General features: G+C 59.5%; 9 protein-coding genes. 5 read left to right on the forward strand and 4 right to left on the reverse strand.

Features of this window, described 5'->3' with window-relative positions; all coding sequences use genetic code 11:
* Nucleotides 1–33: 33 nt before the first annotated feature.
* On the forward strand, nucleotides 34–723 hold the full coding sequence (locus E6C55_RS25980; protein ID WP_136372752.1) for a 5'-methylthioadenosine/adenosylhomocysteine nucleosidase: 690 nt from the start codon (nucleotides 34–36) through the stop codon (nucleotides 721–723).
* A gap of 82 nt (nucleotides 724–805) precedes the next feature.
* Here the strand turns inward: E6C55_RS25980 and E6C55_RS25985 are convergent, their stop codons facing one another.
* Both E6C55_RS25985 and E6C55_RS25990 read right to left on the reverse strand, forming a co-directional pair.
* Complete coding sequence (locus E6C55_RS25985; RefSeq protein WP_230986868.1) at nucleotides 806–2,002, reverse strand: acetoin utilization protein AcuC; 1,197 nt, start codon at nucleotides 2,000–2,002, stop codon at nucleotides 806–808.
* 19 nt (nucleotides 2,003–2,021) lie between these two features.
* A complete protein-coding gene (locus E6C55_RS25990) occupies nucleotides 2,022–2,654 on the reverse strand; it encodes a GNAT family N-acetyltransferase (protein ID WP_136372754.1) in 633 nt (210 codons plus the stop codon).
* Nucleotides 2,655–2,905: 251 nt separating this feature from the next.
* Between E6C55_RS25990 and acsA the strand changes: the two genes are divergently transcribed.
* A complete protein-coding gene (acsA, locus tag E6C55_RS25995; protein WP_136372755.1) occupies nucleotides 2,906–4,630 on the forward strand; it encodes an acetate--CoA ligase in 1,725 nt (574 codons plus the stop codon).
* 863 nt (nucleotides 4,631–5,493) lie between these two features.
* On the opposite strand, the gene E6C55_RS26000 is transcribed toward acsA, so the two are convergent.
* Nucleotides 5,494–8,619, reverse strand: a complete 3,126-nt coding sequence (locus tag E6C55_RS26000; protein ID WP_136372756.1) for a penicillin-binding protein 1A — start codon at nucleotides 8,617–8,619, stop codon at nucleotides 5,494–5,496.
* Nucleotides 8,620–8,827: 208 nt separating this feature from the next.
* On the opposite strand from E6C55_RS26000, the gene E6C55_RS26005 reads away from it, so the two are divergent.
* Complete coding sequence (locus tag E6C55_RS26005; protein ID WP_136372757.1) at nucleotides 8,828–9,343, forward strand: NfeD family protein; 516 nt, start codon at nucleotides 8,828–8,830, stop codon at nucleotides 9,341–9,343.
* 56 nt (nucleotides 9,344–9,399) lie between these two features.
* Complete coding sequence (locus tag E6C55_RS26010; RefSeq protein WP_136372789.1) at nucleotides 9,400–10,926, forward strand: flotillin family protein; 1,527 nt, start codon at nucleotides 9,400–9,402, stop codon at nucleotides 10,924–10,926.
* Between the two features lie 88 nt (nucleotides 10,927–11,014).
* On the opposite strand, the gene rpsD is transcribed toward E6C55_RS26010, so the two are convergent.
* The gene (gene rpsD / locus E6C55_RS26015; protein WP_136372758.1) at nucleotides 11,015–11,614 is read right to left on the reverse strand and encodes a 30S ribosomal protein S4; all 600 of its coding nucleotides are present in this window, start codon (nucleotides 11,612–11,614) and stop codon (nucleotides 11,015–11,017) included.
* A 426-nt stretch (nucleotides 11,615–12,040) separates the two neighbouring features.
* On the opposite strand from rpsD, the gene E6C55_RS26020 reads away from it, so the two are divergent.
* A complete protein-coding gene (locus E6C55_RS26020; RefSeq protein ID WP_136372759.1) occupies nucleotides 12,041–14,020 on the forward strand; it encodes a sensor domain-containing diguanylate cyclase in 1,980 nt (659 codons plus the stop codon).
* The last annotated feature ends 5 nt before the right edge of the window (nucleotides 14,021–14,025 follow it).

Consider the following 14,025-nt stretch of genomic DNA (forward strand, 5'->3'; position numbering starts at 1 on the left):
CATTTTCTTCCCTTTAGGAGAAGGAGGTTTTCCATGTTTGGAATTATCGGAGCGATGCAGGAGGAGATCGACCTGCTCCACAGCCAGATGGATGATCGGGTCGAGATGAACCGTTCCGGCATCGTCTTCTACACGGGCTCCTTGAACGAGAAGCCTGTTGTGCTCTGCAAGTGCGGTGTCGGCAAGGTCAATGCGGCCGTCTACACGCAGGTGCTGATCGACCGCTTCAACGTGAAGCAGGTGATCTTCACCGGCGTAGCCGGAGCGGTCGACCCGGAGCTGAACATCGGGGACGTCGTCATCTCCACGAGCTGCCTTCAGCATGACATCGACGTGACGGCGCTTGGCTTCGCCCGCGGCGTTATTCCATACCAGCCATCCTCGGAGTGGAAGGCAGACGAGCAGCTCGTCGCAATGGCGAAGGAAGCGGGCGAGATCGTGCTGCCGGGACGCGTGAAGCTCGGCAAGGTGCTGTCCGGCGATCAGTTTATCGCCGATCGCAACCAGGTGCAGGAGCTGTTCGAGGTGTTCGGAGGAGCTTGCACCGAGATGGAGGGCGCGGCTGTCGCGCAGGTGTGCGCGATGAACGATGTCGGCTATGTCGTCATCCGTTCCATGTCGGACAAGGCGGATGGTTCGGCTTCCGTGAACTTCGCGGAATTCACCATCGAGGCGTCCAACAACTCGTATCGGATCGTCAACGAGATGCTGAAGCGGATATAATCGTAATCGCTAACGAAGAGAAGGGCCGCAATCCTGATGACAGGACGGCGGCCCTTGCTGCTATGTTCAAGCTGTCCAAGCTTTATCCCAAGTGCTGGAGTGCGATATCGAGCACTTCTTTGTTCTTCGCCGCAATCTCCGATCGACGGGGCATCGGCGTCCATAGGCCGGTGTCGTCCAGCCAATTGCCAGGCAGCTCGGATGGCCGGCGCGGCGAATCGAGCTTGGGCCAGTCGGCCGGCAGCGGGCCGCCCGAAGGGGAGGAGTCGATCTCGGCGAGCAGCGGGTGGTCGCACATCTCCAGCCAGAGCAGCGCCCAGGCGCGAGGCACGACTTGCCAATGCTCGTAGCCGCCGCCTCCGAGCGCGACCCAGCGTCCATCGGCGTATTCGTGCGCGAGGCGGTGAATGATTCGCGGAATCTCCCGGTAGATCTTCATGCTGCAATGAATGTGTGCGAGCGGGTCCAGCGCATGGGCATCGCAGCCGTGCTGACTGACGATAACGTCCGGCTTGAACGATCTCATGACGACCTCGAGCGCCTCGCTGAAGCAAGCGAGCCAGGAGTCATCCTCGGTGTACGGCTCGAGCGGAACGTTCAGGCAAGCCCCATAGCCGGAGTTCACGCCGCGTTCGTTCGCGAAGCCGGTTCCGGGGAACAGGAATTTGCCGGTCTCGTGGATCGAGAATGTGAACACGTCCGGGTCGGTGTAGAAGCACCATTGCACGCCGTCCCCGTGATGCACGTCCGTATCGATGTAGAGCACTTTGGCTCCGTATTCCTTGTTCATCCAGCGAATCGCGGCCGCCGCGTCGTTGTAGACGCAGAAGCCGGACGCCCGGTCCGGGAAGGAGTGGTGAAGCCCGCCTCCGAGATGCAAGGCGTGCAGTGCCCGCCCCGTCATGACGGCTTCCGCCGCTGCGAGCGAGCCTTGAACGACCGCTGCCGACGCTTCATGCATCCCTGGAAAATAAGGCGTGTCCCCGTCCGCTTCGAGGCCGTATCTCGGAGCCTGGTCGATGGCTTCCTGCGACGGATTCGGCTTGCTGAGCTCCCTGACGGCTCTGAGGTAATCCGAACGGTGGATCTCTTCCAACTGCTCGTGCGGAATGGACGTGTCCGGCTTCCACAGCCGGCTCTCGTCCCACGCGCCGGAGGCGGCAAGAAGCTCTTCGGTCAGGCGAAGCCGGATCGGGTGGAACGGATGGTCGTCGTTAAAGCGATAACGCTTCGAGCTGGAGCAATCGATCCATAACGGATCGGATGCGGGCAATGTCAAAGCCATCTCTTCCTTTCGGTTAGTACATGAATCGCTGCCTGAACCGGACCTTGTCGAACTTCTCCGCGGAGGCCAAGGGAACCTCGGGGCCGATGCGAACCATCAGGCAGTTCGCAGGGTGCGCGCAGATCTCGGGATCGTCTGTGGCGAACCAAACCATGCCGACTATTTTCATCAAATTTTCCATAACCTCGCGATATTGCCATACCGACAGGCCGCTGTTCTCCAGGTCCCAATGCCAGTAGTACTCGGTCGTGTAGACGATGGCGTTGTCGAGCTGGCCCTCTTCGAACGCCGTCGTCAGAAGCGCCTTGCTGATGCCTTGCGCGCGGTATTCGTCGGCGACCTCGATGGCGCCAAGCTCGACCAGGTCGTCCATGCCGCCTTCGGACCAACGTTCAAGCTCGTCCGGGTAGTGGAACGTTACGTATCCGACGACGGTCTCCCCGTCCACGGCTGCGATGATCCGCCCCTCGGGCAGCTCTGCGATCTCAACAAGCGCTTCGTGCTGCTCCTTCGGCCGGCGGAAGGCATCCAGGTCGCGATGGAGGGTGTATGTGCGCAATTGCTCGGGAGGGATGGGGCCTTCGATGATGATCGGTCCTGCACGTCCTTGGCGAACGTGCCGATGATAGCGCTTCCTATGCTCCATGGCGATCTCTCCTTTTGAATGATGTCATTATACACCATGCGAGGGAATAGGGGGAGAGGAGACCTGGACGAAGCATTGGAAAAAACGGCTTGAAGCGGAAATGTCGCCCTGTTCGGAGGATTATCCTCGCGGGAATGGAGTGCCGTATGTGACGAATCTGTGATATAATGACGGAGTCAAGCCATTCTTAGTATGTTGTAAGCGTATACTCGGCAGGACGATTCTGCCTATCGAACGGGAAGGTGAAGGTCATGACATTGCAGCATGAAGAGAAGCTTGCGGTAACGGCATCGACATCCAACATGGGGTCATACGAGGAAGCGTTGCAGAGCTTCAAGTGGGAAGACGTGGAAGCGAATTTCTCTTGGTCGCAGACCGGCAAGGTCAATATGGCCTACGAGGCGATCGATCGCCATGTCGAGAATGGCAAGGGCGACCGGATCGCTCTGCATTACAGCGACAGCCAGCGGGACGAGAGCTACACGTACGCGCAGATGGCGGAACAATCCAACCGCTTCGCGAACGTTCTGCGCAAGCTGGGCGTAGGCAAAGGCGATCGAATCTTCATCTTCATGGCCCGTTCTCCGGAGTTGTACTTCGGACTTCTCGGCGCTCTGAAGGTCGGCGCGGTCGTCGGACCGTTGTTCGAAGCGTTTATGGAGACTGCGGTCCGGGATCGGCTTCAGGACAGCGGGGCGGTCGCGATTCTGACGTCGACGGCGCTGCTGCCGCGCATTCAGAGATCGGAGCTTCCGGAGCTGAAGCATCTGATCGTGTTCGGCGACGACGTGCAGGAAGGCGACGGAATCGTCGATTACAAGCAAGCGATGGCGGAAGCCTCGAACGAAGCCGAGATCGAGTGGCTGACCCGCGAGGACGGCCTGATCCTTCACTATACGTCCGGTTCGACGGGCAAGCCGAAGGGCGTCTATCACGTTCAGAACGCGATGATCCAGCACTACTACACCGGGCGCGTTGTGCTCGATCTCCGGGAAGGCGACGTGTACTGGTGTACGGCCGATCCGGGCTGGGTGACGGGAACGTCGTACGGCATCTTCGCTCCGTGGCTTAACTGCGTGACGAACGTCGTCCGCGGCGGCCGCTTCAGCCCGCAGGACTGGTACGCCACGCTGCAGAAGTACAAGGTGACGGTCTGGTACAGCGCTCCGACGGCGTTCCGGATGCTGATGGGCGCCGGAGACGATGCCGTGAAGCCGTTCGACCTGTCGAATGTGCGCCATGTGCTCAGCGTTGGCGAGCCGCTGAACCCGGAAGTTGTTCGCTGGGGCATGAAGGTATACGGCCAACGCATCCACGATACGTGGTGGATGACCGAGACCGGCGGCCAGCTCATCTGCAACTACCCGGGCATGGAGATCAAGCCCGGGTCGATGGGACGTCCGGTGCCGGGAGTCGAAGCATCGATCATCGACGACCAGGGCAACGAGCTGCCGCCGTATCGGATGGGCAATCTTGCGGTGAAGACGCCGTGGCCTTCGATGATGCGGAAGATCTGGAACAATCCGGCCAAGTACGAGGAATACTTCCGGATTCCGGGCTGGTACGTCTCCGGAGACTCCGCTTACAAGGACGAAGAAGGCTACTTCTGGTTCCAAGGCCGTATCGACGACGTCATCAACACGTCGGGCGAGCGCGTCGGCCCGTTCGAGGTCGAGAGCAAGCTCGTCGAGCACCCCGCGGTCGCCGAAGCCGGCGTCATCGGCAAGCCGGACCCGCTTCGCGGCGAGATCATCAAGGCGTTCATCTCCTTGCGCGAAGGCTTCGAGCCTTCCGACGAGCTGAAGGCGGACATCTCCAAGTTCGTCAAGGTGGGCTTGTCCGCCCATGCGGCCCCGCGCGAGATCGAGTTCCGCGACAAGCTGCCGAAGACTCGCTCCGGGAAGATCATGCGTCGCGTGCTCAAGGCATGGGAGCTGAATCTTCCGACGGGCGACCTGTCGACGATCGAAGACTAAGCGCAAGTCCAAGCAACGGAGGCATCCGGTCACCCGACCGGGCGCCTCCGTTGTTCATTGTGGATTGTGCATCTAGCAAGCCGAACCTGCAGAACCCGCAGAACCTGCAGAACCCGCAGAACCCGCAGAACCCGCAGAACCTGCAGAACCCGCAGAACCTGCAGAACTACCGTTGCAACTTTTTGAACCCTCAGAACTCATCTAGCCGATCTAAATTGCTTAGACCGCTTAGACCACCTAAACCGTCGAATCTGCTGCACCCGTCTAGCCCGTCTAACTCCTCTAACTTATCTAATCCGATCAGCCTGCTGAAATCACCTAAACCACCGTACACCGCACCTGCTGCACCAGTCTAACTCATCTAACTTATCTAACTTATCTAACCTGCTGAAACCACCTAAACCGCTAAACCTACCGAACTCATCGAACCCACTGAACCCGCTGAGCCCACTGCACTTGCCGAACCCACCGAACCCGCCGCACTCGCCGAACCTACCGAATCCGCTGAACCCGCTGAACCCGCTGAACCCGCAGAAACCAATTTTATGTGAAAAATCACATTCGTGCTGCACGAAAGCGGGTGCTTTGTCCGATTCTATGTGAAAAATCACATTCGTGGGGGGATTTCCGGCTCGAGATCCCGTATATATGCGAAAAACCACATAAAACACCGCGATTCCCCCGAATCCACGGTCGATGAATGTGAAAATTCATATAAAATCGCGAAAGCTCCCTCCCTCTCGGACCAAGGGAGGGAGCGAATACCGGCATTCCGGACGCCCCCTAGCCCAAAAAGAACCGCCAGGGAGCAGCTTCCCTGACGGTTCTTCCTAGCTTATTGCGCCTCCGCGCGCGCCCGGCGGTTACTGAACCGCGACGGCTGCGGACGGATCGGACGTTCCCGCGCTGCTGATCGCTGTGACCCGGTACCAGCCGGTCGGCGACAGCGTGACGTATTCGAAGTGGTTCTGCGCGGTCGAGCCCAGCAGCTTGTAGCGGCCGTTCTCGGTGGCGGTGTACCACACTTCGTACTGCGTAACCTTATCGTTGTCCGCGTTCGCGCTCCAGTCGAGCGTAATGCCGAGCTCCGTCTTCTGGGCTTGCAGGCCCGCCGGAGCGGAAGGAAGGGCGGGGGTGCCCTCCGTCGTCGTCTGGCCCCCGGACGTCTCGCCGCCGGTAGTCTGCTCGCTTGAGCCGTTATCGCCCTGGTACGGGAAGTTCGGGTCCAGCGGATCTCCGCTGGACGTGCTGCCTTCGCTCCCGGCCGAGACGACCGCGCTGCGCGGGGACTCCTTGCCCGCGACGTCGACGGCTGTGACATAGTAATCGTACGTGTTGCTCGAAGAGGTGTAGTTGATGAACTTCGCTTCGTCCCCGGCGAAGATCGAAGCTTCCACCTTCTGGAACGATCCCCCGTTCACGGAACGGTACAGCCGGTAGCCGGCTACGTCGGCTTGCGGGCTGGGAGCGAAGGTGATGCGAACCTTGGTGCTGTCGAGCGTCTCCGCCACGACATTGGCCGGCGCCGACGGGATCGCGCCGTCTTCGACGCGAGGGTCCACCTTCGAAGGAGCGCTGTCCTTGGCGTCCTGCGGCAGGTAGAACGAGAGCGCCTTGCGCTTGTCCGCGGCGACGCTGCCGAGCGCGTTCTGGATGTCTTCCATCAACTGATCGAGCGGGGCTTCCCGCTTGATCATGACGGATTCCCGCAGCAGGTCTTCCGGCGTGCCGTCCTGCGGCAAGTAATTGACGCCGTTGTACGTAATGTACTTGACCTTCACGAGGGAGTCGTCCGCTTCCGTCGGAATGAACTTCTTGTTGAACAGGTCCGTCGTCAGCTTGCCGGCTTGCTTCGTCAGGTCGGTCGGAAGCTTGCCGCTGACGCTCGAGACAGTCATCGAGACGAGGCCGTCCGGCTTCTCGAACGACTCGGTCGGGAACAGCTCCGGCTTCGCGTCGGTGACGGCGTTCATGACCTTGGCCCAGATTTGCTTCGCGCGGTTGCGACCGTCTCCCGAGAGCGTGTGGATCGGCTTCTCGTAGCCGGCCCATACGCCGAGGGTAATGTCCGGCGTGAAGCCTTCGAACCAGACATCGGAGTAGTTCGACGTTGTGCCCGTCTTGCCGACGATCGGAATCTTGCCGTAATTCTTGAACGCCGACTTCACCGAAGTCGCGGTGCCTTCCGTCACGACGGTCCGCAGCATGTCGGTCATCAGGTAGGCGGACTGCTCGGAGACGACGCGCGTCGGCGCCGCTTCGTGCTTGTAGACGATGTTGTTGTTCGCGTCGCGAATCTCCTCGATCATGTAGGAGTCGTTGAACACTCCCTTGTTCGCGATCGCGCTGTATGCGTTCGTCAGCTCTTCGACGCTTGTGCCGTACGTAAGGCCGCCGATAACGCCCGTTTGCGCTTGATTGTCTTCGTCGACCAGCGTGGTGATCCCAAGCTCGCGGGCGAAGCTCCAGGCTTCCTGGATGGTTACCTTGTCCAGGAAAATCTTGATCGCCGGAATGTTGAGCGACTTGTTGAGCGCCGTTCTCGCCGTAACGAGCCCTGCGTACTTGTCGTTCGAATTCTTCGGGATATGTTTGCTTGTGCCGCCGTTGTTCAGAATGATCGGAGAATCGTCCAGCACGGAGGCCGGCTGGATGAGCCCCTTCTCGATCGCTGGCAGATAGGCGGCGATCGGCTTCATCGCGGAGCCAGGCTGCCGCGTCATCTGCGTCGCGAAGTTCATCTGCTCGATATGGAAGTCGCGGCCTTCGATCATGCCGAGAATCGCGCCCGTCTTGTTGTCGATCATGACGGAAGCGATCTGCTCGACGCCCTTCGTCGAGCTGTCGGGGGAGAAGTTGTCCGCATCCTCGGACACCCCGTGCATCAAGTCGTACACCTGCTTGTCGATGGTCGTCGTGACCTTGTAGCCGCCCCGCAGGAGCTGCGCCCGCGCGTCCTCGACCAGCGCACTGTTCTCGCTCTTGTTCAGATCCGCTTGCGTAAGCTCCGGATTGTCCTTCAGCACGAGCAGGCGCGCCGCTTGCCGCTCGGCTTCGAGCATCAGGTAAGGATACGTATTGTATGCCTTCTCCGTGGGCTTGGCCAAGGAGGAGTATACATCGAATGCCGAGGCTTCGGCGTATTGTTGCTGCGTGATGTTGCCGTACTCCAGCATCTTCTCGAGAATGAGCTTCTGCCGGTTCAGCGCCCGGTTGAAGTTGGTCTCGTTGAACTCGCCCTTGCTCGTGAACGCAGAGTAGGCGGAGGGACGCTGCGGCAAGCCGGCCAGGTAGGCGGCCTGCGCCAGGTTGATCTGGTTCAGCTCGAGGCCGAAGATTCCCTTGGCGGCGGACTTGATGCCGTACAGGTTATAGCCGGAGCTTCCGTTGCCGTAATTGATCTTGTTCAGATAGGCGGTAATGATCTGCTCCTTGGACAGGAACTGCTCAAGGCGGAGGGAGAGGAAGATCTCCTTGGCCTTGCGGCTGTTCGTCTTGTCGAGGGTCAGGAACACCTGCCGGGCAAGCTGCTGGGTCAGCGTGCTGCCTCCGGTCTGAACCTCCTCGTTCAGGAGCTGCTGCTTGACCGCCCGCAGCAACGCGTTGGCATCGATGCCGGGATGCGTGAAGAAGTTGCGGTCCTCGATCGACACAACGGCATTGATGATCGACTCCGGGATCTCGCTGTACGTGACAGGGCGGCGATCCTCTTCCGTTCGCAGTTGCCCGACGAGCGTGTTGTCCCGGAAGTACACGAATCCCGTGATGGAATTCTCATTGATTTTTTCTTCGATCAAGCTTTGCGGGCGTATCGGGTCGTCCTTGACCAGCGCCGCAATGTATCCTCCCGCCGCGCCCACGGCCACCAAGCCTGACAGCAAGCCGAACAGCAGCAGCCACAGGATGGTGTAGATGAATAGCCGAGCCGCGAACCATCCGGCGGAGAGCCATCTCCGGGAAGGTTTGGGAGTTGAATTTGTTTCGCTCATATGAGGCCTCCTTCGCAAACAGAATCATTATAGCATATTTGCCCAACGTTTGACTCGTCCGAATGGCTCCGCGACAGACGCGCGAAGGTCTAGCTCTGTTAAAAATCCCCTAAAATGTCGAGTTCCAAGAAACTTCCACCCCAAACTAATCGTATTAATTAGTGAGACGTCGACTGCAGCCGGAAAGTTGCTCGAAGGGGGGATACCGATGGATGTTTTGTTCTGGTGCTGCTTGCTGTTCGGCGCGCTGATGGCTCTTGTGACGCTCGTGTTCGGAGACGGCTTGGGGGATGCATTGGGCGGCTTGTTCTCGATCGATCTTCACGACGTATTCCAGCCGGTCGTTCTGTCGGGCGGAATTACGGTGTTCGGAGGTCTTGGCCTGCTGCTTCATCACTACTCGTCGCTGCCCGGCTATTCGGTTCTCGTTCTTGCCGTGCTCGGCGCCATCCTGGTCGGAGCGGGCATGTACTTCGTCTACGTCAAGCCGATGAAGAACAGCGAGAATTCGACGGGCTACTCGATGAACGAATTGGCCGGGAAGCTCGCGGAGGTGCTGACGCCGGTGCCGGCTGTCGGCTACGGAGAGGTGCTGGTGAAGACGGTGGGCGGACTCTCGAACCATGTGGCCGCGAGCTTCGACAAGGAAGAGGTTCCCGCAGGAGCGAAGGTCGTCATCGTCGAGGTGAAGGAAGGAACGCTGTACGTCTCCAGAATGGAGTAGCAAGGAATCGTTCTCCTACTAAACTTTAAGAGAGGCAGGGAGGAAGCTTGGACAATATTCCGGAATATTTGTACATACCCGTCGGAGTCGTTGCGATTCTTCTTGTGTTCGCGCTCGCTTTCTGGGCTCGCTACAAGACCGTATCGCCGGATGAGGCGATGATCGTGACGGGATCGTTCCTGGGCAGCAAGAACGTATCGGTGGACGACACCGGTCGGAAAATCAAAATCGTAAGAGGCGGAGGAGCGTTCATTCTGCCGATCTTCCAGCAGGCGGAGCGCTTGTCGCTGCTCTCCCACAAGCTGGACGTGACGACGCCGGAGGTATACACCGAACAGGGCGTTCCGGTGTTGACGGATGCGGTTGCCATCATCAAGATCGGCGGGGCCGTCGAAGACGTCGCTACGGCGGCGGAGCAATTCCTCGGCAAGCCGACCGAAGCGCTGAAGAGCGAAGCCCAGGAAGTGCTCGAAGGCCATCTGCGGGCGATTCTCGGGACGATGACGGTGGAGGAAGTGTACCGGAACCGCGACAAGTTCGCGCAGGAGGTTCAAGGCGTCGCCGCCAGAGACCTGAAGAAGATGGGCTTGCTGATCGTCTCCTTCACGATCAAGGACGTTCGCGACAAGCACGGCTACCTCGAAGCGCTCGGCAAGCCGCGCATCGCTGCGGTCAAGAGAGACGCGGAGATCGCGGAAGCCCAGGCGATCCGGGATTCGCGGATTCAGAAGGCGCTCGCGGAGGAAGAAGGCCAGAAGGCGGAGCTGCTGCGCGACACGAACATCGCGGAAGCGACCAAAGCGAAGGAACTGAAGGTTGCATCCTTCAAGAAGGAACAGGACATGGCGAAGGCGGAAGCCGACCAATCCTATGCGATTCAGGAAGCGCGTTCGAAGCAGAGCGTCGTCGAGGAGCAGATGCAGGTCGAACTCGTCCGCAAGGAGCGCGAGATCGATCTCGAGGGCAAGGAGATTCTTCGCCGCGAGAAGCAGTACGACGCGGAAGTGAAGAAGAAGGCGGACGCGGATCGCTATGCCGTCGAGCAGGCGGCGGAAGCCGATCGGGTGAAGCGGATGCGCGAGGCGGACGCGATGCAGTACAAGATCGAAGCGGAAGCGAAGGCCGTGGCCGAGCAGAAGCGCCTCGAAGGTCTTGCGATCGCGGACGCGGAGCGGGCGAAGGGGACAGCGGAGGCGGAAGTTATCCGGCTGCGGGGGCTCGCGGAAGCGGAAGCGAAGGAGAAGCTGGCGCAAGCGTTCGAGAGCTTCGGCGAAGCGGCCGTCCTCGACATCGTCGCGAAGATGCTGCCGGAGCTGGCGGGCAAGGTGGCGGAGCCGATCTCGGCCATCGACAAGCTGACCGTCGTCGACACGGGACACGGCGAAGGCGCCGCCCGCGTCAGCAACTATGTCGCCTCGCTTATGGCTACCGCTCCGGAGATGCTGAAGAGCGTATCCGGCATCGACCTGAACAAGCTGGTGCAAGGGCTGACGAACCGGTCGCCGCTCCTGAAGGGGCAGGCCAAGGCGGAGCCGCTCGTCGCCGAACCGCTCGGCAAGCCGGTCGTTGAGCCGGCCGAATAGATCGCGCCGAACGAATAGAATAGGCGTATAGCACAAAAAAACCGGGCCGCCAGTTGGCGATCCGGTTTTTTTACGCTTGACGATGCGATTAACGGCTGTAGAATTCGACGATTTGTTGTTCGTCGATCTCTTGGGACAGCTCGTCGCGGCCAGGCAGGCGGGTGTACTTGCCTTCCAGCGTCGTTGCGTTGTAGTCCAGGTAAGTCGGGATGTGGTGACGGCCTTCGGACGCTTCCTTGATCGTCTTGAGGGCGCGGCTGCGCTCGCGCAGGCCGATAACGTCGCCGACTTGAACCGTGTAGGACGCGATGTTGACCTTGTGGCCGTTGACCGTCACGTGGCCGTGGGAGACCAATTGACGAGCGCCCGGGCGGGAATTCGCCCAGCCGAGACGGTACACGAGGTTGTCCAGACGGCTCTCGAGCAGGAACATGAAGTTCTCGCCGGACTTACCCTTGAGCTTGGATGCGCGGTCGAACAAGTTGCGGAATTGCTTCTCGTTCAAGCCGTACATGTGGCGAAGCTTCTGCTTCTCGAGGAGCTGTTGGCCGTAACCGCTCACCTTGCGGCGTTGGTTCGCGCCATGCTGTCCCGGAGGGAACGGACGCTTCAGATCTTTGCCGTTGCCGGTCAGGGAAATGCCGAGACGGCGGGAAAGCTTAAACTTGGGTCCTGTATAACGTGCCATGAGTGTGCAAACTCCTTTTTCAAAAAAAGTGATTTTTGAAAATGGGGGATCGTTGCGCCGAATGGTCCGAATCGCGAAGACGTCTGGTCTTCCATCGATTCCGGCAGGGATGTTCAGCCGCAGCCCGCCGGTGGATCATTCGTGAGGGTGACACAAGCTCTTAGCCCAATATTCAATAATCTATATTATACGATCCCGGGTAGTGAAGTCAAGGCGAAGTTGCTGACGGAAGATCGGCGGAAGAGGGACGGACGCGCACGGAGTCGACTGAACACAAGGAACCGCTTACATGATTACAGACAGTTTACAAGTGTTGCAATTACGCCTCTGGTCCTGCTATTTTCACGGAGAAATAGTGCAAAAATCCTGCATTCATTGTATAGTAAAGTTATTATGCAGCGAGAAGTTTGTAGGAGGTGCCGAGCGATGGTTTATTCAGCGAACAAGAACGAATCCGTTCAACATCATCATGCAAGCCATCCCTCATCCAGAACTCCTAACGATCTTCCGCTATGGATACAGAGGCAGGATCTGTCGGAATCGGATCTTCCTTATATCCATTCCTTGCTCGCGCTAAGCTTCGGTGATTGGCAGGAGCTGATCGAAGGCTTCCCTTGGCCGACAGGGCATCCGTTCCTCCTGATTCATCCGGACGGAACGAAGGTGGCCAAGCAGAAGAGCGAGGAGGCCGGCTTCTTCCCTGCCGCCTGGAACGAAGCTTCGATCGGCGTGAATGCGGTCAGCGAAGCGATCCGGTCCTGCAGGCCGATGCTGCTTAAGGCGGAAGAGCACAGCTCGCCCCAGCTTCGCGGCTACGATTCGTTGGCCGTTCCGATCTTCACGCGCTCGACCGGGCTGCCGTGCGCGGTGCTGGCCGGCTTGCTGCCGTCGGGCATGGCGCAGGCGGGGGAGCTTAAGCTGCTGCAGGCGGCGGCGCTCCATTACCGAAGCTGCCTGTACCGCCGCTTCGAGCTTCTGTTCGTGAAGGATCTGCTGCAAGGAAGCGAATCCGTGAACAAGGAAGACCATCGCAGGGAGATTCTCTCCGATGTGCTGCGGCGCATGTACGATCACATCGACGTCGAGAGCGTGCTCTCCGAGGTTATCGATATATTGGAACAAGTTTATCCCTTAAGTCGGACGGACCTGTTCCTCTCTCAGGATTACAGCAGCTCGAACGAGAAGGTCAAGCCGCTCGCGTTCCACCAGCAGGAGATGGATATCTGCTGGAAGGCTTTCATGGAAGGCGAGATCCGCGAGGAGACGGAAGGTCCACGCCGCCGGCTGGCGCTGCCGCTGACGGGCAAGCAGGGCGTGTACGGCGTGCTCCTGCTGGATGTGTCCCGCAGCACCTTCGACGACATCGATCTGCGCTTCGTGAAGATGCTGTCCGAAGGGGCCGGCAGCGCCTTCGAGAAGGCCAAGCTGCATGAGCAGGCGAACACGCTGATCGGCGAGCTTCGGCTCATCAACGAGCTGACGCAGCGGCTCAACAGCAGCCTGAAGCTGTCCGACACGATGCAATTCGCCACTTCCGAGCTGCTCTCCATCTTCAAGGCGGATTATTGCTTTATTCTCCAACTCGACCGGGTTAACGGGAACTTCATTGTCATGTCGACGAACGTGCCGGATATGATGAACGAACTGTTCGACCGGGATTACGGCTTCTGCGGCGTCATGCTGTCGACCAAGGAGCCGATCATTCTATCGGATTACTCCTCCGCGACGCCGGTCTCTTCCCAACTGATGGACGTGACGAATTCGCGGTCGCTGCTCGCGGCTCCGCTTCTCCTGAACGGGGAAGTGACCGGCGCCGTCATGGTCGCCCATACGTTGCCGAACCACTTCTCCTACGACAACTACAAGCTGCTGCAAGTGCTGTCCGCCCATCTCGGGCTGGCGGTGTCGAATTCCTCGCTTCACGCGGAAGTGCGACGCATGGTCATCACCGATAATCTCACCGGCCTGTTCGCGCGGCATTACCTGAACGAGCGAATTCACCGCAAGCAATTGAAGGATGCTTACGGCTCGCTGATTCTGGTCGACATCGACCACTTCAAGAAGGTCAACGACACGTTCGGGCACCAGATCGGGGACGCGATTCTGATCCAGGTCAGCTCGATCATCCGTTCCGCGATCCGCGACAGCGATATCGCCGCCCGCTGGGGCGGGGAAGAGCTGGCCATCTACCTGCCGAGGCTGACGATGGAGCAGGCGATTCGCGTGGCCGAACGAATTCGCCTTCGGGTGGAGGAAGAGACGAGTCCGAAGGTGACCGTAAGCTGCGGGCTGTCCGAATGGACGGCGGCGGACGAGAAGATCAGCGTGGAGACGCTGTTCTACCGGGCGGACATGGCGTTGTACGAGGCGAAGCACCAAGGCCGCAATACGGTAGCCGTCGGATAATGGCA

The organism is Cohnella fermenti (assembly GCF_004801405.1).
Lineage (GTDB): Bacteria > Bacillota > Bacilli > Paenibacillales > Paenibacillaceae > Cohnella > Cohnella fermenti.

What these genes read in the sequence shown, in the direction of transcription:
- E6C55_RS25980 (WP_136372752.1), top strand. Translation starts at nt 34, where the DNA reads ATGTTTGGAATTATCGGAGCGATGCAGGAGGAGATCGACCTGCTCCAC.
- E6C55_RS25990 (WP_136372754.1), bottom strand. Translation starts at nt 2,654, where the DNA reads ATGGAGCATAGGAAGCGCTATCATCGGCACGTTCGCCAAGGACGTGCA.
- acsA (WP_136372755.1), top strand. Translation starts at nt 2,906, where the DNA reads ATGACATTGCAGCATGAAGAGAAGCTTGCGGTAACGGCATCGACATCC.
- E6C55_RS26000 (WP_136372756.1), bottom strand. Translation starts at nt 8,619, where the DNA reads ATGAGCGAAACAAATTCAACTCCCAAACCTTCCCGGAGATGGCTCTCC.
- E6C55_RS26005 (WP_136372757.1), top strand. Translation starts at nt 8,828, where the DNA reads ATGGATGTTTTGTTCTGGTGCTGCTTGCTGTTCGGCGCGCTGATGGCT.
- rpsD (WP_136372758.1), bottom strand. Translation starts at nt 11,614, where the DNA reads ATGGCACGTTATACAGGACCCAAGTTTAAGCTTTCCCGCCGTCTCGGC.
- E6C55_RS26020 (WP_136372759.1), top strand. Translation starts at nt 12,041, where the DNA reads ATGGTTTATTCAGCGAACAAGAACGAATCCGTTCAACATCATCATGCA.